Origin of the sequence: Paraburkholderia sp. FT54 (genome assembly GCF_031585635.1) — a bacterium.
Classification (GTDB): Bacteria; Pseudomonadota; Gammaproteobacteria; order Burkholderiales; family Burkholderiaceae; genus Paraburkholderia.
In genome coordinates this window covers 3,278,042-3,300,192 of the sequence record NZ_CP134195.1, presented here as the reverse complement: position 1 = coordinate 3,300,192, position 22,151 = coordinate 3,278,042, and the positions used below count along the sequence as shown (strand labels likewise).

14 protein-coding genes and 1 pseudogene are annotated in these 22,151 nt (G+C 62.6%); 1 reads left to right on the top strand and 14 read right to left on the bottom strand.

Annotated features, from left to right (window positions below):
• Positions 1–2: 2 nt before the first annotated feature.
• From ureC to urtA, 13 genes and pseudogenes are all read right to left on the bottom strand, one after another.
• Entirely contained in the window at positions 3–1,709 is a 1,707-nt protein-coding gene (ureC, locus tag RI103_RS15310; RefSeq protein ID WP_310812786.1) for an urease subunit alpha, read from the bottom strand.
• A gap of 55 nt (positions 1,710–1,764) precedes the next feature.
• Positions 1,765–2,070, bottom strand: coding sequence for an urease subunit beta (locus RI103_RS15305; RefSeq protein WP_310812785.1), 306 nt, complete (start codon positions 2,068–2,070; stop codon positions 1,765–1,767).
• 50 nt (positions 2,071–2,120) lie between these two features.
• Positions 2,121–2,423: an urease subunit gamma gene (gene ureA, locus RI103_RS15300; protein ID WP_011487082.1), complete on the bottom strand. Its 303-nt coding sequence runs from the start codon at positions 2,421–2,423 to the stop codon at positions 2,121–2,123.
• 175 nt (positions 2,424–2,598) lie between these two features.
• On the bottom strand, positions 2,599–3,402 hold the full coding sequence (locus RI103_RS15295) for a transporter substrate-binding domain-containing protein (RefSeq protein WP_310812784.1): 804 nt from the start codon (positions 3,400–3,402) through the stop codon (positions 2,599–2,601).
• 523 nt (positions 3,403–3,925) lie between these two features.
• On the bottom strand, positions 3,926–5,680 hold the full coding sequence (locus tag RI103_RS15290) for a ShlB/FhaC/HecB family hemolysin secretion/activation protein (protein WP_310812783.1): 1,755 nt from the start codon (positions 5,678–5,680) through the stop codon (positions 3,926–3,928).
• A gap of 23 nt (positions 5,681–5,703) precedes the next feature.
• Complete coding sequence (locus tag RI103_RS15285; protein ID WP_310812782.1) at positions 5,704–6,159, bottom strand: hypothetical protein; 456 nt, start codon at positions 6,157–6,159, stop codon at positions 5,704–5,706.
• Positions 6,160–7,312: 1,153 nt separating this feature from the next.
• Positions 7,313–11,884: pseudogene (locus RI103_RS15280) on the bottom strand (beta strand repeat-containing protein); the annotation flags it as partial.
• 465 nt (positions 11,885–12,349) lie between these two features.
• Positions 12,350–13,231: an urease accessory protein UreD gene (locus RI103_RS15275; RefSeq protein ID WP_310812781.1), complete on the bottom strand. Its 882-nt coding sequence runs from the start codon at positions 13,229–13,231 to the stop codon at positions 12,350–12,352.
• A 118-nt stretch (positions 13,232–13,349) separates the two neighbouring features.
• Complete coding sequence (gene urtE, locus RI103_RS15270; protein ID WP_310812780.1) at positions 13,350–14,042, bottom strand: urea ABC transporter ATP-binding subunit UrtE; 693 nt, start codon at positions 14,040–14,042, stop codon at positions 13,350–13,352.
• A 32-nt stretch (positions 14,043–14,074) separates the two neighbouring features.
• Entirely contained in the window at positions 14,075–14,938 is an 864-nt protein-coding gene (urtD, locus tag RI103_RS15265) for an urea ABC transporter ATP-binding protein UrtD (protein WP_310812779.1), read from the bottom strand.
• Complete coding sequence (gene urtC / locus RI103_RS15260) at positions 14,935–16,119, bottom strand: urea ABC transporter permease subunit UrtC (protein WP_310812778.1); 1,185 nt, start codon at positions 16,117–16,119, stop codon at positions 14,935–14,937. Before urtC ends, urtD begins: the two co-directional genes overlap by 4 nt.
• Before the next feature lies 1 nt (position 16,120).
• Positions 16,121–17,770: an urea ABC transporter permease subunit UrtB gene (urtB, locus tag RI103_RS15255; RefSeq protein WP_310812777.1), complete on the bottom strand. Its 1,650-nt coding sequence runs from the start codon at positions 17,768–17,770 to the stop codon at positions 16,121–16,123.
• Positions 17,771–17,960: 190 nt separating this feature from the next.
• On the bottom strand, positions 17,961–19,256 hold the full coding sequence (urtA, locus tag RI103_RS15250) for an urea ABC transporter substrate-binding protein (RefSeq protein WP_310812776.1): 1,296 nt from the start codon (positions 19,254–19,256) through the stop codon (positions 17,961–17,963).
• 349 nt (positions 19,257–19,605) lie between these two features.
• Here urtA and RI103_RS15245 point away from each other — a divergent pair, with 349 nt between their 5' ends.
• Entirely contained in the window at positions 19,606–20,937 is a 1,332-nt protein-coding gene (locus RI103_RS15245) for an aspartate aminotransferase family protein (protein ID WP_310812775.1), read from the top strand.
• Positions 20,938–21,027: 90 nt separating this feature from the next.
• On the opposite strand, the gene RI103_RS15240 is transcribed toward RI103_RS15245, so the two are convergent.
• On the bottom strand, positions 21,028–22,080 hold the full coding sequence (locus RI103_RS15240; RefSeq protein ID WP_310812774.1) for a DUF3443 family protein: 1,053 nt from the start codon (positions 22,078–22,080) through the stop codon (positions 21,028–21,030).
• Between the last annotated feature and the right edge of the window lie 71 nt (positions 22,081–22,151).

Here is a 22,151-nt window from a genome sequence, read left to right as displayed (position 1 = left end):
GTTTAGAACAGGAAGTAGCGTTGCGCCATCGGCAGCACGGTGGCCGGTTCGCAGGTCAGCAACTGACCGTCGGCAATCACCTGATAGGTTTCCGGATCGACGCTGATCGCCGGACGCCACGCGTTGTGGATCATGTCTGCCTTCGAGATGTTGCGGCAGTTCCTGACCGCAACGATACGCTTGTTCAGGCCGTAGCGTTCGGCGACGCCCGCTTCGGCGGCCATCTGCGAGACGAAAGTCAGCGACGTGCGTCCCAGGGCGCCGCCGCGCGTCGCGAACATCTCGCGATAGTGCACCGGCTGCGGCGTCGGAATCGACGCGTTGGGGTCGCCCATCTGCGCCATGGCGATCATGCCGCCCTTGAGGATCAGCGAAGGCTTGATGCCGAAGAACGCCGGCTCCCAGAACACCAGGTCGGCCCACTTGCCCGGCTCGATCGAGCCGACTTCATGCGCGATGCCGTGCGTGACCGCCGGGTTGATCGTGTACTTGGCGACATAGCGCTTCGCCCGGAAGTTGTCGTGGCGCGCGTTGTCTTCAGGCAGCGCGCCGCGTTGCACCTTCATCTTGTGCGCCGTCTGCCACGTGCGGATGATCACTTCGCCGACCCGGCCCATGGCCTGCGAATCCGACGACAGCATCGACAGCGCGCCGAGGTCGTGCAGAATGTCTTCGGCGGCAATGGTCTCGCGGCGAATGCGCGATTCAGCGAACGCAATGTCTTCCGCAATCGACGGGTCCAGGTGGTGGCACACCATCAGCATGTCGAGATGCTCTTCGAGGGTGTTGACGGTGTACGGGCGCGTCGGATTGGTCGAGGAGGGCAGCACGTTCGCTTCGCCGCATACCTTGATGATGTCCGGCGCGTGGCCGCCGCCCGCGCCTTCGGTGTGATACGTGTGAATCGTGCGGCCCTTGAACGCGGCCACCGTCGCTTCGACGAAACCCGCTTCGTTCAGCGTGTCCGTGTGGATCGCGACCTGCGTGTCGGTGTCGTCGGCAACCGAGAGACAGTTGTCGATCGCGGCCGGCGTCGTGCCCCAGTCTTCGTGCAGCTTCAGGCCGATCGCACCCGCGGCGATCTGCTCCAGCGCCGGCTGCGGCAGACTCACATTGCCCTTGCCGAGAAAGCCGAGGTTCATGGGATAACCATCGGCCGCCTGCAGCATGCGTTCGAGGTGCCACGGACCCGGCGTGCACGTGGTCGCGTTTGTGCCCGTCGCCGGGCCGGTGCCGCCGCCGAGCATCGTGGTCACGCCGCTCGCGAGCGCTTCTTCGATCTGCTGCGGGCTGATGAAGTGAATGTGCGTGTCGATGCCGCCCGCCGTCACGATCAGGCCTTCGCCAGCGATCACTTCGGTGGAGGCGCCGATCGCGATCGTCACGTTCGGCTGGATGTCGGGGTTGCCCGCCTTGCCGATCGCGGCGATGCGGCCGTCCTTGATGCCGATGTCGGCCTTGACGATGCCCCAGTGATCGAGAATCACGGCATTCGTCACGACGGTATCGACCACGTCGGCATGCACGCGTTGCGACTGGCCCATGCCGTCGCGAATCACTTTGCCGCCGCCGAACTTCACTTCTTCGCCGTAGGTGGTGAAGTCGCGCTCGACTTCGATCAGCAACTCGGTGTCGGCGAGGCGCACGCGGTCGCCAGTGGTGGGGCCGAACATTTCCGCGTATGCGCGGCGGCCAATGCGTAAGGTCATGGTGTGGGTCCGGAAATGAGCAGGGCGGTCGAAGCGAATGAGCGCGCGTGGCGCCTCACAGCTTGCCCATCACCTTGCCGTTGAAGCCGTAGACGACGCGCTCGCCCGCCAGTTCGACCAGCTCGACGGTGCGTTCCTGGCCGGGCTCGAAGCGCACCGCGGTGCCTGCCGCGATGTTCAGCCGGAAACCGCGCGCGGCTTCTCGATCGAACGCGAGCGCCTCGTTCACTTCATAGAAGTGGTAATGCGAGCCGATCTGCACCGGACGGTCGCCGGTATTCGACACGACCACCGTGACGGTGGCGCGGCCCGCGTTGAGTTCGTGTTCGCCGTCGTCGATGAGGAGTTCGCCGGGAATCATCTGGGGCTGCCCTTATGTGGTTTCTGTGGTGATTTCGGTGATTTCGGTGATCAGGGGATCGGGTGGTGAACGGTGACGAGCTTGGTGCCGTCGGGGAACGTGGCTTCGACCTGAATGTCGGGAATCATTTCCGGCACGCCTTCCATGACGTCGTCGCGGGTGAGCAGGGTAGTGCCGTAGTGCATCACCTCGGCGACGGTCTTGCCGTCGCGGGCCGCTTCCATCAGCGCGGCGGTGATGAAGGCGATCGCTTCCGGGTAATTCAGTTTGAGGCCGCGTGCGCGGCGCCGTTCGGCAAGCAGCGCGGCGGTGAAGATCAGCAGCTTGTCCTTCTCGCGAGGTGTCAGCTTCATCGATTGAGTGCGTAGGGTTGCAACGGTCGTTGTGACGATCCCTTGCGGGACCGGCTGCGACAATGACAGGCGCCGCGCGTCATGGCTGCGATCACGTGCGTTGCACGGGATGAGTTCATGACGAGTGCAGCGCCGGATAAGCCAGCCACGGTATCAAGTTCGGCTAACGGTTCGCTTACAGATCGGCCGGCAGCGGCGCGCTGAACCATTTCTTCGACATCGTGTTGAGCGTGCCGTCCTGCTTCGCTTGCGCGATGGCCGCGTTCACTTTCTGCTGCAGGCGTGGCTCGTTCTTGTTCATGCCGACGAAGCACGGCGAATTCTTGATCACGAACTTCGGTTCCGGGCGACGCGGCGGGTTCTTCGAGAGGATCGTAGCCGCGACGATGTTGCCCGCGGCGATCAACTGCACCTGGCCCGACAGGAACGCGGCGATGGTTGCGTTGTTGTCCTCGAAGCGCTTGATGGTCGCATTCGGCGCCATTTGCGTGAGACCGATTTCCTCCAGCGCGCCGCGGGTTGCACCGACCGTCTTGCCGGTGAGATCGGCGGGGCCGCCGACCTTGATGTCGGCGGGACCGAACACGCCCTGGAAGTACGGCGCGTAGGCGGTCGAAAAATCGATCACCTTCTCGCGATCCGGCGTCTTGCCGAGCGACGAGATCACCAGATCGACCTTGCCCGTTTGCAGATACGGAATGCGGTTCGCGCTATTGACCGGCACGAGTTCGAGCTTGACGTTCATCGACTTCGCGAGCAGGGCGGCGGTATCGATGTCGTAGCCCTGCGGCTTCATATCCGCGCCGACCGAACCAAACGGCGGATAGTCTTCCGGCACGGCGACCTTCAGCACGCCTGCCTTGGCGATGTTATCGAGCGTGTCCGCTTGAGCGGCGGGCGCATTGACGGCAAGGACGGGCGAGAGCAACAGTGCGGCGAGCCAGGCGCGACGCGCGGGGCGAAGAGTCGATCGTGTCATGTTCTGTGAGCGGTGGTGGCGACGAACTGGTCGGCTGCCGTCAGGACGCGGCAGCATCGTGGGGAATGACGATGCAAGCTATGTGCCATGGCGGTGCAGCATGGGCTGGCGGGGTGGGAGTATGAGGGATGCACCTAATTGAAGCGGTGGCGCGCGCTAGTTTGGTGCGCCTGCGGGCTTGCAACGGTGAAAGGCGGCCCACGTTGCAAGCCCGGCAATCAATGAAGATCGCGGCGGCGCGCGAAGCGCCGCCGGAAGAATGACTGCTTTGTCACTCACGTGGAATGTGCGCACGCACGGATTCCAGATGCGCCACTACTGCGACTGCGCGAGGGACCCGCTTATGGGCTAGCGGTGTGAAGCTTTCTTTGCTTAGTTTCTTTGCGGCGGCAATGCAAATATTGCCGTACAACCTTGTGTGGCTGGGCTTCCAGCGATTGATGGAATTTTTTACCCCTTATATTACCCCCGAGACAATTTTTGACACATTGGCACAAAGTCACGAGCTGTCCGATGCTTTCGTCTAGAACTGCGCGGTCATCTGAAACCCGACCGTGAATCGCTCGGTCGGGAATCCCGCCGGTTTGTAGACCGGCGTTCCGACGAACAGGTCATAGGAGATGCCGGCAAAGCGTGAAGGCAGACCACCGCGGATGCCGATCACCGCGCCCGCCAGTTGTGTTCCGGCTAGGGACGCCGTATTCGGTCCGAACACGCGCCCGTAGTCGATCCCTGCATATAACGTCTGTCCCGTCTGGAACACCGGCCATTGCAGTTCGTTACGCCAGTAGAAACCTTTCTCTGCCGCGAGCATCGTTTCGCCGTCGAAACCGCGCACCGTGTACCGGCTGCCAATGGTGAGGTCATCAAGGTAGAACAGTGTGTCGTTGGTGAATTGCCCGTGAACGGTCGTCACGTAACGGAAATTCTGCGTCGCAACGGCGAACGGCACCGACAGGTTTGCGTCAAGCACGGCCATGTGATAGCGATACGTCGGGCCGTCCGGGTGTGGGTCCGCGGTCGCGCCGAATCCTCCAACACCCTGACGGTAGGCGAGCGTGCCGTCGAACTGCGACGCTCCGAAGTAATGCCGGTCGGTCACGCCCAATTCCAGAAACGTGTTGTCGCGCCGCTGCTGCGGGATGTCCGTATCGTCGATGAAGCTGTCGCCGAAGCGCTTCGATAGCTGGACATACCCGCCGAGAACGTCGCTCTGACTGCGCGTGATAACGCGTGCCAGTCGCAGCGCCGCCGTCTGCGAGTTGCCGCTTGAGACAAACGTCTGGTTCACACCCGCGATGTTCTGGTAGTACGTGTTCGTGTTACCCGACAGTGTCGCCGTCCAGTAGCCCCAGGGGATTGAATACGAACCGTTGAAGCCGTGCGAGCCAAGGGACTTGTTGCCGAACGACAGATCCTGATTCGCACCGGCCGTGAACACGTCGTTCAGGCCGAGCGGATTGTCGATGCCGAGGCTGATATTGCCCTGCCATTTGCCCGTCGCATCCGAGCCCGAGTTATCGACCGAGGCCACGAAACTCCACGGCTTCGAGCGCTTCACGGTCAGCACGACATCGCTTTCGCCAGGCATGTCGCTGGGCTCGATCTTCATGTCCACGTCCTGGCTACTGACGCGTTTCATCTGCTCAAGCCCCTGCTCAAGATCGCGAAGGTTCAGCATGTCGCCGTCGCGCGATGGAAAGGCGGACTTCCACGTGCCGCGCGTCGACGGATCGACGTAGCGTAGTTTGCGAATGACGCCCGGCACGAGTGCGAATTTAAGCCTGCCCGTTGACAGGTCCTGTTCGGGTAGCAGCACTCGCGTGGTGATATAGCCCTCACTCAGGATTGCCTGCTGCAATCCTTTCGTGAGCGTATCGAGTCCGGCCCTGCCGACGCATTGCCTGCGGTAGTGGTCGAGCCATTCGCGCGCGAATGCGAAGCGGTCGAGCGGTCGTTCCGATGCGCCCTGACTGCGGACCGCGTCCGGCAGGTTGGGTGGCACGTCGAGCGCGAACGAGTCGATGCGAAAGCACGGTTGCTCTGCCGGCAGGTCGGGCCAACCTTCCGCGTGTGGGACTTCCGAGCGCACGGCCGGCGCCTGCACGGTTGCGTCGCGCTGCTGTGCGTCGCGTTGCTGCTGGATCTGCTGGTTCTGTTCGGCGTTGGCCCGTGCAGCTGCCGCTTCGTTGGCTGGCGTCGGCGCGTGCTGCGCGTTCGACGCGAGTGATACCAGGGCTGTGAGCGGCAGGGCCGCCAGCCTCGTTCTGATTTTCATATTTATCTATCCAATGCCGCGCTTTACTCGACCCGCTTTAGAGCATAGTCAGCACCGTGGTCGCCCTTGCCCCACGAAAAAGACATGCTGTAGTTGCCTTTTTCGATCACCATCTCTTTGTATCCGAATATTGCATTCCCCTGTCTAATAACCCGTCCCGTCGGTTCGACGGCCAGCAAGAACCACGGCTGCGGAAAGACGATGCTGTTCTTGCCACACACAACATAAGGAGGCGCGTCACTTGCCCGCGTATTCGCGGCACAGACTGGGGGGCTAAATCCGAGCCCAATTTCTCGGTCGTTTTTATCGTAGAACCTGATTATCGGATTCCCTTTTTCACTCTTTATAAGTTTGACACTTGAAATACCGCTATCGTGCCCCTGGGAACCCAGCACTTTATACGTTCCATAGAGCACAGAAAGATTGGTGGCTGCGGAGCCTTCAATAACTGTCTCGCGCTCGACAAATTTCGGCTTCATCCATTCCATCCGCGTGTCTGGTAAAGACGAACAAGCGGTCAAAAGAAGTACGAACAACGTTCCTGCTAGCGTCTTGAATTTCATTGTTGCCGAAGACCCACTCTTAATTTATACGGATACAACGCTCGGGACGACGGGATAAAGAGGGCGTCATCCAACGACTCGAAACAATGCTTCTGATGGATTGCAGGCCACGCGGCAAACCCAACAAGGGCCAGGTTTGCCCTTTCAGCTGGTCCTAAAAAAAGATCTTTTTTATGGCGAGTGACGCCAGAATTGCAATGACGACCCCAACAAATATCTTGTAGGTTCGTTTTTGTTCTGGCGTCATACGCTTCCATTCTTCATCCGTTGGCCCTCGCATCTTCATCCTCCTGAATCATTTCTTGTTATTGACTGGAACCGAATGGCTCCAAGGGACGACGCCTGCGGTGAAACCTCCTGGTGAAGTAACACCCAATTCGACTGCCGTCGAACCGCCATACGCGTGGGTTATTGCACCCATGACGTTAACTCTTCCCGCTGGGATAGAAAGGTAAATTTGATTCCCGTCTCCATTCATAAATGCGCTAGTTGAGGAAGCATCGTGTGATCCCCAAATCCAACCTAGCGTACCCGAGCCCGACAGGGTGCCGCCCGCGACAAAGCTCGATTCGTAGCTCGGGAGTGAGAAATAGCGGATATCGGCGGGGGCGGCCTGGTAGCCGCCGGGATTCGAGCCGACAAACGGCGCATTGCCGAACGGCAGCGTCCAGTCCCCGATGCTGTGGTCGTAGTTCGTGTAGTGGTAGTAGCCCGAATACGTGACCTGCACTTCAGGCGCGCTCTGGCCTTGCCAGCTGTTCTGGTCAAGCGAGATGGGCGCCGCGATGTTTCCGGCTGCCGCGACCGCGCTCCAGTGGTTCTGGAAAAGCCCAACCGCCGACGCGTCCAGGTTGCCACCCGCCACGATCTGCGCCTGCGGGCTGATTGACGCGATGAGGTTCGCCAGCGCCACACCCGTATAAGTCGTGTACTGGTAGCCGCTGTTCCACTGGCCGCCGTGCGGTGGCTCGATATTGACGCCGCCGATCATGCTGGGGTCCGCTGTGAACCAGCCCACGTACTGACCGGAGCAGGCGGCGATATTGACCGCGGTGCAGCCGGACAGGCTGACACCGAGTTGCGCCAGCAGGTTCGGATCGACCGGCTGGTTCAGGCTCGTCGTCGTCATCGCCGTGCGGGTATTCGTCACCTGAGCAGCGTGCAGTTCCATGTCGCCCGCCGATTCGATCAGGCCCGACTGGTTGCGGATCAGGTTAGCGTTCGTGTAACTGCCGTCCGCGTTCTTGCCGCCCGCCAGCACGACCTTGCCAAGACCGTAGATCGCAGTCGTCGCCTGCGTGTCGGTCATCGTCGTATCGTCGCGGTTCTCGATATCGGGCGCGAGCAGTTCGAGTGCGCCGTTGCTGTCAGTTGCACCTATGAGCGCAGTCGGCCCAACATTGGATATCGTGCTGTTCGCGTTGAGCGAGACGCTGCCGCCAACAATCGCGCCCGTGTTCTCGAGAGTATTCGAGTGCGTCGTGAGCGTGCCACCCGCCATCATCACGCCGCTGTTGGCGATATCGCCCGCGTCAATGCCGAGGTTGTTCGCCGCTTCCAGCGTCGCGCCGTTGCTGAACGTTCCCGGCAGGGTAAAGGTCAGGTCGTGGCCCGCTGCGAATTGCAAATTGGGCGTGGGCGCGAAATCGCCCTGTACGGCTATCGCGACGTCATCGGCCGCACTGTATGCGCCTCCGCCCACGAGTGCCGCAGCATTGACTGACAGGTTGTGTGTTGAGCCGATCTGGCCGTTCGTGTTCGTGACGGCGCCGGCGGTCGTGATCGCGACATTGCCGTTCGAGCCGGCGAAGTTGCCGATCTGGCCCGCGCTGTTATCGACCGTATCGGCCTGCACCGTAACGTTCGCGCCGCTCACCTGGCCGTTCTGCGTGTTCACGAGTGTCGAGGTATCGACGGCCACATTGCCGTTACCCGTCATCACGCCGCCAGTGTTCACGGTCTGGCTGCCACCGTGGATGGTCGTGTCGCCCGTGCCAAGATTGCCGACAAGCCCGTTCGTGTTATCGACGGACGCAGCCTGTATGCCGAGTGTGCTCGCGTCGCCCGCCGCACCCGTGCCGGACTGAACCTGTCCGTTCGTGTTTGTCAGCGTGCCGCCGCTCGCGAGCGAGAGGGACGACAGCGAGCGCACCGCGCCCTGTGTGTTGTTTACGTTGCCCGCAATGTTCGCCGTGATATTGCCCTGAGCGGCAAGCACGCCGTTCGCGTTATTCAGAACGCCGGCCTGCGCGGCAAGCTGGCCTGCGGTGATGATCCTGCCGCCGACGTTCGAGAAGGTGCCCGTACCATTGCCCGGTGCAATCGTCAGCTCGCCCGTTCCGGCATCGAGGATCGAACCGCCGTCGTTGATGAGCGCGCCAGGGGCAAGCGTCAGGTCCGTGCTGTTGGTCTGGAATGTGCCGCCGTTCGAGTTGTCGAACGTGCCGCTGACATTGAAGCCCATCGACGACAGTCCGTATTGCGTGATCGAGCCCGCGTGGTTGACCAGGTCTGCCGCGTTCAGCGCGAGCTGATTAGCCTCAATGTCGCCGCCGCTGTTGTCGAGCGTCCGAGCGGTCGTTACCGTTAGGTTCGGCGCGACAATCGAGCCGCCGCTATTGGTCAGCGATCCCGCCCGGACCGTTGTATTCGCGCCCGCACCAATCTGGCCGCCGTTGTTGTTCAGCGTGCCGCTGGCAACGCTCAGGTCCGTATTGGAAATCAGCTTGCCGTTCGTGTTGTTGAGCGCGCCGCCGACCGTCGCTGTCACACCGTTCTGGCCGATCACCGCACCCGATGCGTTGTTAAGCGTTGCGGACTGCATCGCGACTTGGCCATTGCTAACAACTGTGCCGCCAACATTGGAAACAGCGCCCGCGCTGTAGCCCGCGTCGATCGACAGCCTGCCATTGCCAGCATGGATAATGGCTCCGCCGTCGTTGTCGAGCGCGCCGGGCGCGAGCGTCAGGTCGGTGCTGTTCGATTCAAGCGTGCCGTGCGCCGAGTTATCGAATGTGCCACCGACGTTGAAGCCCATTGCTAACGCGCCATACTGCGTGATCGTGCCGCCGTGGTTCAGCAGGTCTGCCGCGTTCAGCGCGAGCTGATTAGCCTCGATGTCGCCGCCGCTATTGTCGAGCGTGTTGCGGGTCGTCACCGTGAGGTTTGGCGCGACAATTGAGCCGCCGCTATTGGTCAGCGATCCCGCCCGGACCGTTGCATTCGCGCCCGCGCCAATCTGGCCAACGTTGTTGTTCAGTGTGCCGCTGGCAAGGCTCAGGTCCGTATTCGACAGCAGCTTGCCGTTCGTGTTGTTCAGTGCGCCGCCGACGTTTGCGACCAGGCCATTCTGCCCGTTTGCCGACCCCGCAGTGTTATCGAACGTGCCGGCCTGAATCGCGGCTTGTCCGTTGCTGGCAATCGTGCCGCCGACGTTGGACACGGCTCCCGCGCCGTTGCCCGGGTTAATCGTCAGCCTGCCATTGCCGGCGTGCGTGATCGTGCCGCCGTCGTTGCCGAGCGTGGCGGGCGCAATCGTCAGGTCCGTGCTGTTCGTTTGCAGCGTGCCGCCTGCCGAATTGTCGAGCGTGCCCGTGACGTCGAGCGTCGTCGCGCCGGTGCCGGCTTGCGTGATGGTGCCCGCGCGGTTGACGAGGTTCGCCGCGTGCAGCGTGAACTGGTTGGCGCTGGCCGTGCCGTGGCTATTGTCGAATGTGGCCGCCGAGAGCGTGAGCGCACCAGCCGCGCCGAGTTGACCCGCGTTCGTCAGTATCGTGCCGGCCGAAGCATTGACATTCCCGTTTGCCGCCAGCGTGCCGCTGTTGAACAGCGTTTGCACCGCCGCCGCAATCAGGTTCTGGACTGCCGCGATCGAACCTGCGTTTGCGATCTGTCCGGCCTGCACGGTGACATTGCCGTTGCCCCCGACCGAGCCGCCCGTTCCATTGTTCAGCAGGCTGGCCGCGGAGAGCGTCAGCCCGTCACCGTTCAACGACGCAACATGTCCCGCTGTGTTGTCGAATGACCCCGCGCTCGCCGTGAACGCGCCCGCCGCCTGCATCGTGCCGCCTGTATTCGAGACTGCACCCGTGACGTTTTCGCCAAGTGTGCTGGCCGATACGATCTGTCCGTTGCGGTTCGACAGCGCGCCCGCATTGAGCGTCATCGCGTCGCCCGACGATAGCGCGCCGTTGTCGTTGGTCAGCGTACCCGCTGCGTTGGCCGTCAGCGCGCCGCCCGCCGTCACCGTCGCGCCCGACGTGTTCAGGTCGCCTGCCGTCGCGGTCGAGACGAGGTTGCCATTTGCCGACGTGCTGCTAACGGCGAGATTGACGGACGTACCTTGCAGGTTGGCGTTACCGCCCGCCACATTTCGGCCGGTCGCCGTGACCGCGCCTGAAGCGTTCACGTTCAGGTCGCCGGACTGCGCCAGCGAGCCGTCACCATATACGCCAGATGCGAGCGTCCCGGTCGAATTCACCGCGCCCGCGGTGACGGTGGTGGTCTGCTGCGCGGCAACCATGCCGCTGTTGGTCAGCGCGCCGGCTGTGTTCAGGCTGACGTTCTGCTGTGCGTAAGTTGTGCCGCTGTTGTCGATGCCGTCGTGTGCACTCGCGCCGATGTTGCCGCTTGCGCTCGCCTGACTCGCCAGTTCCAGCTTGCCCTGTGTAGTCAGCACAAGGTCGCCGGCATTCGCTGCCACGACTCCCTTGAGCGATACGCCTACACCTGCCTCTGTGCCCACGAGGACGATGCGATTCGCATACATGCCACCGAGATTGCTCACGTCGATGGAGACACCCGGCGCGGGGCCGTCGCCTGCAATCGGAGTTGCCGAAAGCGTGTTGTGGTCGACGCTGTTCGCGCCTGTGACGACGTTCAGGTTCTTCGCGTAGATCGCCGCGTTGGCCTGCACTGCGCGCGAAAGCAGATCGACCTGGTCGACATTGGTCACGTTCAGGCCCGCGCCCTCAATCGTGATATTCCCGCCCGTCACGTTGAAGCCCGCGAGCGAGCCGTCCGGCGCGAAGTTCGGTGTGCCAGTGGTCAGAATGGCTCTAGACGTATTGATAAACCCGCCGCCGTTCACGCTAATGCCAGAACCATTCGCGATGACCACTTCGGCACGCTGGCCTGCGACTTCGAGATGCCCGTTGATCTGGCTCGCCGCACTGCTGTTGACCTGGTTGACAACGACGCGCGCCGACTGACCGGGGCCGAAGTTCGGATTACCGTTAATCATGCCCGCCTGCTGCGTCTGCACGATCGTTGGTGAATTGTTCAGGAGTGCGCCACGCTGCGGTACGTCGAACTGACCGTAGGTATTCATCGACACGCCGGCGCCGGACGGCCTGTTGATGTTCACCTGGTCAAGCCCGTTCTGCGTTTGCACCACCGAGGGCGCATGCGCGCCGCCCGGTACGATCTGCGCGCCTGACCACGACGGCAGCGCGCCGAGTAGCGCGAGTGCGGCGAACGCGATCTGCCGCAAAGTGAACAGCACTGAATGACCTGCCGGATTACCGCGGTTGCATGCCTTGGTCTGGCCGTTTTGTTTTCCTGTAGCCGTGGCAGTTTCCTCGACGGCGACAAGCATATTTCTCAGCCGGCTGAAGACTAGCCGGTAGTTGTTCCTGTTCATCTGGCCCGTTCGGTATGCTAATTTCTAGTGAGCGGTAAACTAGCGCCAGATGAAACGATCGGGGTCGAAGTTTTCACCACACTTGAGTCAGATACAACGCTTCACCTCAAATCAGACTCGTCCTATCGATCGTGGAATGGATATGAAGTAGTGCAAACAGGCAAAAAAGAAGCCCGCACGTGGCGGGCTTAAAAGTCATCAATTCAGGTGCACAAAGCGACCGGCAATCCAGAACGCCAAGGCATGCTTTCCGGTCGCCTGGGGGCCGATCAGGTCTATCTAACGCACGATGTCATCCGTTGACTCGCTGTGCGCTGCTCGAGAAAGAGCGGCACGTACATCAGACAGGATCGCTTCGAACAGACCGAAAATCGAAACCCGTCCGACCGTGCAAACGTCCGATGGGTTGAAACGGCAAGAGTCGGATTGAGACAAAAATCCAACACCCGAAGAACACAGAAAACCTCAAGTCGCCCAAATCCGCAGCGGCACACCCTCAACCCCATGCACAACCGGCCTCAATTGAAGCCAGCACTGCGTCAACGCACGCTGCAGCGTCTCCATCGACCGCGAAACAGCGCGCACGAGCAACACCCCTGAGGTCACACAAGAAGCCGCCGCCCGCAGCGAATCATCAAACGGAAGCTGCGCAGTCAACGCTTCAGCAAGCGCATCATCACAAGCCGCTCCAACGGCCCAAAGCGACCCATAAGCAGGGAATCCCGCCAGCCCTTGCGCCGCCTCGCGCAGCGAATCGTCCGCTGTGAGGCTAGCCCGTTCAAGCCACAACAACTCGCCGTTCGCGCGCACGATCCGCGACACCGCCCCCAAGCTGCCATTCGACCACCGTTCACCAGCGGCCTGCCGCCCGAGTTGGGTCGCATCCCAACCTAAAGCCGTCGCGCCTTCTGCAAGCGTCAACGAAAAATCCAGCTTCGCATTCGCATGATCGAAGACGATATTGTTCTGCGGCAACCAATCGAGCCTCGCCCGCTCGCCGACCCGCACGGCAATATGCTGCTGCGCCGGCCGCCCATTTGACTTGTACCACTTGGTCGCGCCAGGCGTGGTAATGACAGCATGCGCGTCATCACCGACGGCAATATCAATAGCAAGCTGGTCGCCGCCCGCGATCCCACCCGGCGGATGCACGATCACCGCATGGCAGATGCCGCCACCTTCGGGATAAAGCGGCCTCTGAACGCGCAACGGCCCATCATGCAGCCGATGCTTGAGCGTGGTCCGCTCGCCATCTTTGACGAACCCAAGTTCGAGACGCGCGCGCCATTGAGAATGCGCACCCGATTGAGCGGTAGCGAGCGTGGCGTGATTTTCGTGAAGCGACATGCGAATGGAATGCGACCAGACGGAGAAAAAAGCAAAGCGTGCCTGCGCACGTCAGACAGCGCTCAACCGCGCTGACACAGGATGCATCGAGAATAGCATGGGCGATGCCTGTCGCCGCTCATACGGCGATCAACGCACGCACGCCATCCGCATCCATATTGGCGCCTTCTCCGCCCGCGATGATCTCGCCGCGGCTCATGACCCAATACCGATCGGCAATGTCCTTGGCGAAATCGTAATACTGCTCGACGAGCAGCACCGTCATACCCATTTCCTCGACCAGTTGGCGCAGCGTGCGGCCGATATCCTGAATGATCGACGGCTGGATGCCTTCCGTGGGTTCATCGAGAATCAGCAATTGCGGATCGCTCATCAACGCACGGCCAATGGCGAGCTGTTGCTGCTGTCCGCCCGAGAGGTCACCGCCGCGGCGGCTGCGCATATCCTTCAGCACAGGGAACAGTTCGTAGATACGATCCGGGATTTTCTTGGGTGCCTTCTTGCTGGCGGCGCCCACCAGCAAATTTTCCTCAACGGTCAACCGCGGAAAAATATCGCGTCCCTGCGGCACATAAGCGAGGCCCTGCTCCACGCGCGAATAGGTCGGCAGTTTGGTGATCGGTGCACCGCGCCAGGCGATCGAGCCGCTCTTCGTCTGGACGACGCCCATCAGGCAACGCAGCAGCGTGGTTTTGCCCACGCCGTTGCGGCCGAGCAGCACGGTGAGTTTGCCGTCGGGCACGGTGAGCTTCACATCCCGCAGAATGTGGCTGCCGCCGTAGTACTGGTTCAGGTTTTCTACTTCTAGCATGTCCGTTCGACCCTTTAATTCACCGACCCGTTTCACCGACCCAGATACGACTCGATGACCGTCTCGTCGCGCTTCACTTCGTCGAGCGTGCCGTGAGCGAGCACGCGTCCTTCGGCCATCACCGTGACCTTGCCGTTCTCGCCGGATAACGCCGCCACGAACTCCATGTCGTGCTCGACAACCATCATCGAACAGGTGCCGCGCAGATGATTGAGCAACTCGGCGAGCTGCATGGTTTCGTCGTCGGTCATGCCGGCGGCCGGTTCGTCGAGCAGCAGCAGCGCGGGTTGCTGCATCAGCAACATGCCGATTTCGAGCCGTTGCTTCTGGCCGTGCGAGAGTTCGCCGGCGAGGCGCCGCGCCTCGCTCTCCAGACCGATCAACACCAGTGTCTCTTCGATGCGCGCTTGCGCCTCGCGATCCAGCCGCGCGCGCAACGATGACCACCAGCCCTTGTCCGCCTTCATCGCGAGTTCGAGGTTTTCCCATACCGGATGCTGCTCGAACACCGTCGGCTTCTGAAACTTGCGGCCTATGCCTGCTTGCGCAATCGACGGCTCGTTCATGCGCGTGAGATCGATGGACTGGCCGAGAAACACCTTGCCGGAATCCGGCTCCGTCTTGCCAGTGATGACGTCCATCATCGTCGTCTTGCCGGCGCCGTTCGGACCGATGATGCAACGCAATTCACCGGCATCGATGGTCAGCGTCAATGCATTCAACGCACGAAAACCGTCGAAGCTCACGGTCACGTCTTCGAGATACAGGATCGTGCCGTGCGACACGTCGATCTCGCCGGGCACGACCGTGCGGCCCATACTTGCGACGCCGCTCAAGGAGGTCTCAGCGGGTTCTTCCGGTAAGGCCAGATCAGGAATCATCGGGTTTTCGTTCATGAGCGGTTCCTTTTGCGCGTCACGAGTTCGATCAGCCCCATGATGCCGTTCGGCAGAAACAGCGGGACCAGTACGAAAATCAGACCGAGAAAGAACAGCCAGTATTCAGGGAAGTTCGCCGTGAAGAAGCTCTTTGCGCCATTCACCGCGAAGGCGCCGATGATCGGACCGATCAAGGTGCCGCGTCCGCCCACGGCGACCCAGATCGCCATTTCGATCGAATTGCCCGGCGACATCTCGCCCGGATTGATGATGCCGACCTGCGGCACGTACAGCGCGCCGGCGATGCCGCACAACACGGCGGACACGGTCCACACGAACAGCTTGTACGCAAGCGGGCTGTAGCCGAGGAACATCAGGCGTGTTTCGCCGTCGCGCACCGCGGTCACCACGCGGCCGAGCTTCGAGGTGACGATGGCCCGCGCGCCGATGAAGGCGAGAATCAGCACCGCGAAGGTGATCAGCAAGAGGGCGGTGCGCGTGCCCGGATGCGTGATCGGAAAACCGCCTATGCGCTTGAAGTCGGTGAAGCCGTTATTGCCGCCGAAGCCCGTTTCGTTGCGATAGAACAGCAGCATCGCGGCGAAGGTCATGGCCTGCGTGATGATCGACAGATACACGCCTTTCACCCGCGAGCGGAACGTGAAGAAGCCGAACACCCACGCGACCACCGCCGGCACCAGCACCACCAGCAGCAGCGCATAACCGAGATGCTGCGTGCCTTGCCAGTACCACGGCAGTTGATGCCAGTCGAGAAACACCATGAAGTCGGGCAGGTCGCTGCCGTATTTGCCTTCGTGGCCGATCGCGCGCATCAGGTACATGCCGATCGCGTAGCCGCCGAGCGCGAAGAACAGCGCGTGTCCGAGGCTCAGAATGCCGCAGTAGCCCCACACGAGGTCGAGTGCGAGCGCCGCGATCGCGTAGCACATGAACTTGCCGGTGATCGTCGTCGCGTAGGCGGACAGATGCAGCGCGCTCGTCTCCGGCACCACCAGCGTGGCGAACGGCACGCCGAGGCCGAAGACGATGATCAACGCGATCAGCGCGAGCCACGCGCGCCGCGACAACAGCGCGGGGCGCGGCGGCAGACCGAGCGCGAAACCCGCTTGCGGATCGCGGCCAGCCAGCGCGCCGCCGCTGCTTGCGCCGACGTGAGCCGATGAGGTTGCCGATGTCATCTCATGCCTCCGCGCTACGGCCCTTGAGGGCGAACATGCCCTGCGGACGCTTCTGGATGAACAACACGATCAGCACGAGCACCGCGATCTTCGCAAGCACCGCGCCCCAGAACGGTTCGATTGCCTTGCTGATGAGCCCGAGTCCGAAGCCGCCGATCACCGTGCCGGCCAGTTGGCCGACGCCGCCCAGCACGACCGCCATGAACGAATCGATGATGTAGCTCTGGCCGAGGTCCGGTCCGACATTGCCGATCTGCGAGAGCGCGCAGCCGCCCAGACCCGCGATGCCCGCGCCGAACGCGAACGCATACGAATCGACCCGCGCGGTCTTCACGCCGACGCAGGCCGCCATGCGGCGGTTCTGCGTGACGGCGCGCACGAAGAGGCCGAGACGCGTCCTGGTCAACACGGCCCATGCGATACCGACCACGATCAGCGAGAACGCGAGAATCGCGAGCCGGTTGTACGGCAGGATCAGATTAGGCAAGACGGTGACGCCGCCGCTCATCCACGCTGGGTTGACCACCTGTACGTTCTGCGCGCCGAACAGCATGCGCGTCGCCTGAATCAGGATCAGGCTGATGCCGAAGGTGGTCAGCAGCGTTTCGAGCGGCCGGCCGTACAGGTGCTTGAGCACCAGCCTTTCGAGCACGATGCCCACCAGTCCCGCTGCGACGAACGAAGCCGGAATGGCGAGCAGCGGATACCAGTCGAACGCGCCGGGCGCGAAGCGCTGAAAGAGGTTCTGCACGACATAGGTCGCGTAGGCGCCGATCATCAGGAATTCGCCGTGCGCCATGTTGATCACGCCGATCAGCCCGTACGTGATGGCGAGGCCCAGCGCGGCAAGCAGCAGCACGCTGCCGAGCGAGAGGCCCGCGAACAGCGTGCCGGCAATCTGGCTGCGGCGCTGGATTGCATCGAGTTCGTCGATGCCGCTTTGCGCGGCGGCGCGCACGCGGTCGTCGGCTTCCACGAAGGTGCCGTCGGGCTTCCTCGCGACGAGCGGCCGCAGCAGTTCGTTCATGTCGAGGTCGTGCCGCGCGGCGACCAGTTGCACCGCTTCGAGGCGCCTGGCCGGATCGGCGTCGTGCAGGGCCGTCATCGCCCATAGCGTGTCGAGGCGCTTCTTCAGTGCGGGATCGCTTTCCTTCGCGCGAGCTGCATCGACGAGCGGCTTGATCGACGGATCGGGGTTTTGCAGGAGCGAGGTGACGGCGGCATCGCGCGTCGCCTTGTCCGGCGAGTCGAGTTGCAGGCCCGACAGCGCGCCGGCGACTTTCGAGCGCAGCAGATTGTTCAGCGTGACCGGCTGCGCATCGCCCGCGGCGACGGTCTTGCCGGTGACGGCGTCTTTCGCCGTATCGCCGTCTTGAAGCAGCACGGCGCCCGCGTCGGTGGCGAGCGCGCTGTCTTCGGAGAGCGCCTTGAGTAGCGCCAGCGATTCTTTGTCGTGATTGGCGATCAGTTTGTCGATGGCCGCGGATTTTGCGTCGAAGTCGTCGCCGGCGAGCGGCGCGACATCGGTCTGGGTCAGCGCGAAGGCGGCCATCGGTGCGCCGGCGAGGAGCACGAGCGCGACGCCGGCGATGCCGCGCCGCGCGAGTCGTCGTGCCAGTGTTCGTGCGGAGGTCGGGAATGAAAACGCCATGGTGGCCTTTGAAGAAAAACCGGCGGGCGGCGCGGCACGTGGGCTAGCGCCGTCGGATTGCTGCGCGCGAAGCTCGTGCTGCCGGGACCCCGGTTTACGGCACAAACGAAGGCGCGGTTGGGGGCGCCCGTCGCGGGATGGCATCGGCGTGTCACGGTGGCTAGCTTCGCCGCCGTGACACGCCTTCCTGTCAGGCGACGCGTGAGCGCTTCAGGAACGCCGGGATCGAACTGACCACGTCCGGCTTGCTCGAATTGCCGGCAATGAACGGGCTCCACGGCTGCGCGCGAACCGCGGTCTTGGTCCGCCACACTACGTTGAACTGACCGTCGGCGCGCACCTCGCCGATCATCACCGGCTTGTGCAGGTGGTGATTGCCGTCCATTTCCAGCGTGAAGCCCGACGGCGCCGCGAAGGTCTGACCGATCATCGCCACGCGCACCTTGTCCACGTCCGTGCTCTTGGCCTTCTCGACCGCCTGCTTCCACATATGGATGCCGACGAAGGTCGCTTCCATCGGGTCGTTGGTCACGCGCTTGGTGCCGCCCGGCAGCTTGTTCTGCGCGACCCATGCGGCCCATTGCTTCTTGAACTTCTCGTTGGCCGGGTTGCGCAGCGACATGAAGTAGTTCCACGCAGCCAGGTTGCCGACCAGCGGCTTCGTATCGATACCGCGCAGTTCTTCCTCGCCGACCGAGAACGCGACGACCGGCACGTCCGACGCCTTCAGCCCCTGGTTGCCCAGTTCCTTGTAGAACGGCACGTTCGAGTCGCCGTTCACGGTCGAGATCACCGCGGTCTTGCCGCCTTGCGAGAAGGTCTTGATGTTCGCGACGATGGTCTGATAGTCGCTGTGGCCGAACGGCGTGTAGACCTCCTGGATATCGGCTTCCTGCACGCCCTTCGACTTGAGGAACGCGCGCAGGATCTTGTTGGTGGTGCGGGGGTACACATAGTCGGTGCCCAACAGGAAGAAGCGCTTGGCGCCGCCGCCTTCCGCGCTCATCAGGTATTCGGTCGCCGGAATCGCCTGCTGATTCGGCGCTGCGCCCGTGTAGAACACGTTGCGCGACATTTCCTCGCCTTCATACTGCACCGGATAGAACAGCAGGCCGTTCAGTTCCTCGAACACCGGCAGCACCGATTTGCGCGACACCGAGGTCCAGCAGCCGAACACCACGGCGCACTTGTCCTGCGTGATCAACTGACGCGCCTTCTCGGCGAACAGCGGCCAGTTCGACGCCGGGTCGACCACCACCGGTTCCAGTTGACGGCCCATCACGCCGCCGTTCTTGTTGATGTCCGCAATGGTCATCAACGCGGTGTCTTTGAGCGATGTCTCCGAGATCGCCATCGTGCCCGACAGCGAATGCAGGATACCTACCTTGATCGGACCGCTGGACTGCGCCTGCGCAAACGGAACCTGACCTGCCAGCGCCAGCGCGCCCGACATGGAGCCGAACTTCAACAGACTGCGACGTTTCATGTATATCCCCTTGCCATTGATGGTGACTGTTTATGGGCGTCGATTTCGGTCAGCAGGGCCTATCCCGCATGACTTGCCGCTTGTGTACTGCAAGGCATATGCCATGCAGTAAATTCGACTTGAACGACGTGGAGTGCATGCTGCAGCGCGGCTGCCGCCGGCCGACTTATGCTGGATGTGGCGCAGAATTGGTGCAGCACCGGGCGATGCGCCTCGTTCGGGTGCGTGCCGCGCCGCAACGAAGCGCATGTAGCCGCCAGTTGGCGTCGGCGGTGCATGGCCGCCGCTCCTTTGTGCATGGGCCGCGCTCTGCCTACACTGAAAGTCCACTCACGCGAGGAGACACGACATGAATGAGCGCGCCGGCGTCAAGCCACCCGATATGTCCGCGTTCTGGATGCCCTTCACGGCGAACCGCCAGTTCAAGAGCGCGCCGCGGTTGCTGGCGAGCGCGAAGGGGATGTACTACACGTCGCACGATGGACGGCGCATTCTCGACGGCACGGCGGGGCTGTGGTGCGTCAACGCCGGCCATTGCCGCGACGAGATCGTGGCCGCCGTGCAAGCGCAAGCCGCTGAAATGGATTTCGCGCCGACCTTTCAGATGGGGCATCCCAAGGCCTTCGAGGCCGCGACGAAAATTGCGCGGCATACGCCGGGCGATCTGAAGCACATCTTCTTTGTGAACTCGGGCTCGGAGGCCGTCGATACCGCGCTGAAGATCGCGCTGGCCTATCACCGCTCGCGCGGCGAAGGGCAGCGCACGCGGTTCATCGGACGCGAGCGCGGTTATCACGGCGTCGGTTTCGGCGGCATTTCGGTGGGCGGCATCGCGCCGAACCGCAAGGCGTTTTCGGGCGGGCTGCTGCCTTCGGTCGATCACTTGCCGCACACGCTGAACATCAAGGAAGCGGCATTTTCGAAGGGACAGCCGGCGTGGGGCGCGCATCTCGCCGACGAGCTGGAGCGGCTCGCCACGCTACACGATGCGTCGACGATTGCCGCGGTGATCGTGGAGCCGGTGGCCGGTTCCACGGGCGTGCTGATTCCGCCGCAAGGCTATTTGCAGCGGTTGCGGGAGATCTGCGACAAGCACGGCATCCTGCTGATCTTCGACGAAGTGATCACCGGCTGGGGGCGGCTGGGTGCGCCGTTCGCGGCGCAGTACTTCGGCGTCACACCCGACATGCTGACCATGGCCAAGGGCACCAACAATGCGGCCGCGCCGATGGGCGCGGTGGCGGCGAGCGCGAAGATTCACGACTCGATCGTGAACGGCGCGCCGGGCGGCATCGAGTTGTTCCATGGCTACACCTATTCAGGGCACCCGATCGCTGCCGCCGCGGCGTGCGCGACGATCGATCTGTATGAGCGTGATCAATTGTTCGAACGCGCCGCGCGGATGGCGCCGGTCTTCGAGAGCGCGATCCATAAGTTGCAAGGCGAGCGTCATGTGATCGATGTGCGCAATCTTGGATTGGTGGGTGGGGTGGAGCTGGCGCCGCGCTCGGGCGCGCCTGGGGCGAGGGCTTATGACGTGTTCGTGCGCTGCTTTGAGAAGGGTGTGTTGACACGTTATACCGGGGACATCCTGGCGTTCTCGCCGCCGTTGATCGTCGAGGAGGCGCAGCTCGAGGAGATCTTCGGGACGGTGGCGGAGGTGTTGAGGGAGGTGGAGTAGGCCGGCGGCGCTTTGTTCGGATCGTAAAACGGCCGGCTTTGTGTGGCGCCGGCCGTTTTCCATGACTGGACTTGCGCAGTGGACGTTCGATCAGAAAGCGATGAACGGCCCCGTTTGCTTGCCAATCACCACATTGTCGATCGCGGTGTACACGCTGCGTCCGAAGAAGAAGGGCAGACCCCAGATGAATATGCCGGCCGACGGCGAACCGAGACTGTCGTAGGCCGCAAACTGATTTGCCATCAGGTTCCAGCCGTTGGCCAGCGAAAACGGTACGTTGACGGACGCGGCGGCCTTGTCGACGCCGGTGAGAATGGCGGACAGGCTGAGCGTGGTGGCCGGCACGTACCAGTCACCGGAATAAGGCACCGTGTAGTCCGCGAAGATGTTCGCGTTGGAGCCGCTGTCGATAGCGCTGCTGAACGTGCTGCCCTTATACGTGGTCGAGAAATAGCCGTACTGGTCGAGTGCGACAATGTTCGGCTGCGGGGGCATGGCGTTGTTCGTCTGCGTGCCGATGCCGAACACCAACTCGCCTGTTACGCTTGCCTGACCGCCGGCGGGTAGCGCAGGCAGACGGATGATCGCGCCGTTGTTGTCGGACGTGAAATCGGCGACCGGATTCATGACCTGTGTGTCGAGCGGAACACGTGTATTCGTGCATGACGTCGCGGACGTGCAGTAGTAGTAAGCCGATGGCAGCACGGTTTGGGCCGCCGCGGGGAAATCGCGCCGCGCCGGGCCGATGCCGACCACGCCGTTCGCGCCGAGCGCTGTCGCCGAGCCGAGGTTGTAGACGCCGCGCGACTGGCAGTCCGACGGCGTCGCGTACTGGCCGTCGGCGATCACCTGCAGCGGCATGTTGCCCGCAGTCTTGCCGCCGATCGAGACATCGGCGCGTTTGATGGATCCCCACGTGTAGCCTGAGCCGAACACGGCGCATTCGGCGATCGACGCGTTACCGGTCGGATCGTCGGTGGCGCCGGATTGCGTCGGCAAGCGAGCGGCGAGCGCGGAACCCAGCGCGCTGCGAAGCACGCGCACGCCGACCGAGCCGGTGTCGAGTTGCATGTGATCGACCGTCGCGCATTGATTACCGTCCTGAACGCCGGGGACGCAGATCGTGACAGTCACGTACGGCATGTTCGCGTAGTTGCCCGTCCATCGCTCGATGGTGATGGGGGCGGTGTTGGAGGTGGGTGTTGGGGTTGGAG

What these genes read in the sequence shown, in the direction of transcription:
- ureC (WP_310812786.1), bottom strand. Translation starts at nt 1,709, where the DNA reads ATGACCTTACGCATTGGCCGCCGCGCATACGCGGAAATGTTCGGCCCC.
- RI103_RS15305 (WP_310812785.1), bottom strand. Translation starts at nt 2,070, where the DNA reads ATGATTCCCGGCGAACTCCTCATCGACGACGGCGAACACGAACTCAAC.
- ureA (WP_011487082.1), bottom strand. Translation starts at nt 2,423, where the DNA reads ATGAAGCTGACACCTCGCGAGAAGGACAAGCTGCTGATCTTCACCGCC.
- RI103_RS15295 (WP_310812784.1), bottom strand. Translation starts at nt 3,402, where the DNA reads ATGACACGATCGACTCTTCGCCCCGCGCGTCGCGCCTGGCTCGCCGCA.
- RI103_RS15290 (WP_310812783.1), bottom strand. Translation starts at nt 5,680, where the DNA reads ATGAAAATCAGAACGAGGCTGGCGGCCCTGCCGCTCACAGCCCTGGTA.
- RI103_RS15285 (WP_310812782.1), bottom strand. Translation starts at nt 6,159, where the DNA reads ATGAAGCCGAAATTTGTCGAGCGCGAGACAGTTATTGAAGGCTCCGCA.
- RI103_RS15275 (WP_310812781.1), bottom strand. Translation starts at nt 13,231, where the DNA reads ATGTCGCTTCACGAAAATCACGCCACGCTCGCTACCGCTCAATCGGGT.
- urtE (WP_310812780.1), bottom strand. Translation starts at nt 14,042, where the DNA reads ATGCTAGAAGTAGAAAACCTGAACCAGTACTACGGCGGCAGCCACATT.
- urtD (WP_310812779.1), bottom strand. Translation starts at nt 14,938, where the DNA reads ATGAACGAAAACCCGATGATTCCTGATCTGGCCTTACCGGAAGAACCC.
- urtC (WP_310812778.1), bottom strand. Translation starts at nt 16,119, where the DNA reads ATGACATCGGCAACCTCATCGGCTCACGTCGGCGCAAGCAGCGGCGGC.
- urtB (WP_310812777.1), bottom strand. Translation starts at nt 17,770, where the DNA reads ATGGCGTTTTCATTCCCGACCTCCGCACGAACACTGGCACGACGACTC.
- urtA (WP_310812776.1), bottom strand. Translation starts at nt 19,256, where the DNA reads ATGAAACGTCGCAGTCTGTTGAAGTTCGGCTCCATGTCGGGCGCGCTG.
- RI103_RS15245 (WP_310812775.1), top strand. Translation starts at nt 19,606, where the DNA reads ATGAATGAGCGCGCCGGCGTCAAGCCACCCGATATGTCCGCGTTCTGG.
- RI103_RS15240 (WP_310812774.1), bottom strand. Translation starts at nt 22,080, where the DNA reads ATGCCGTACGTGACTGTCACGATCTGCGTCCCCGGCGTTCAGGACGGT.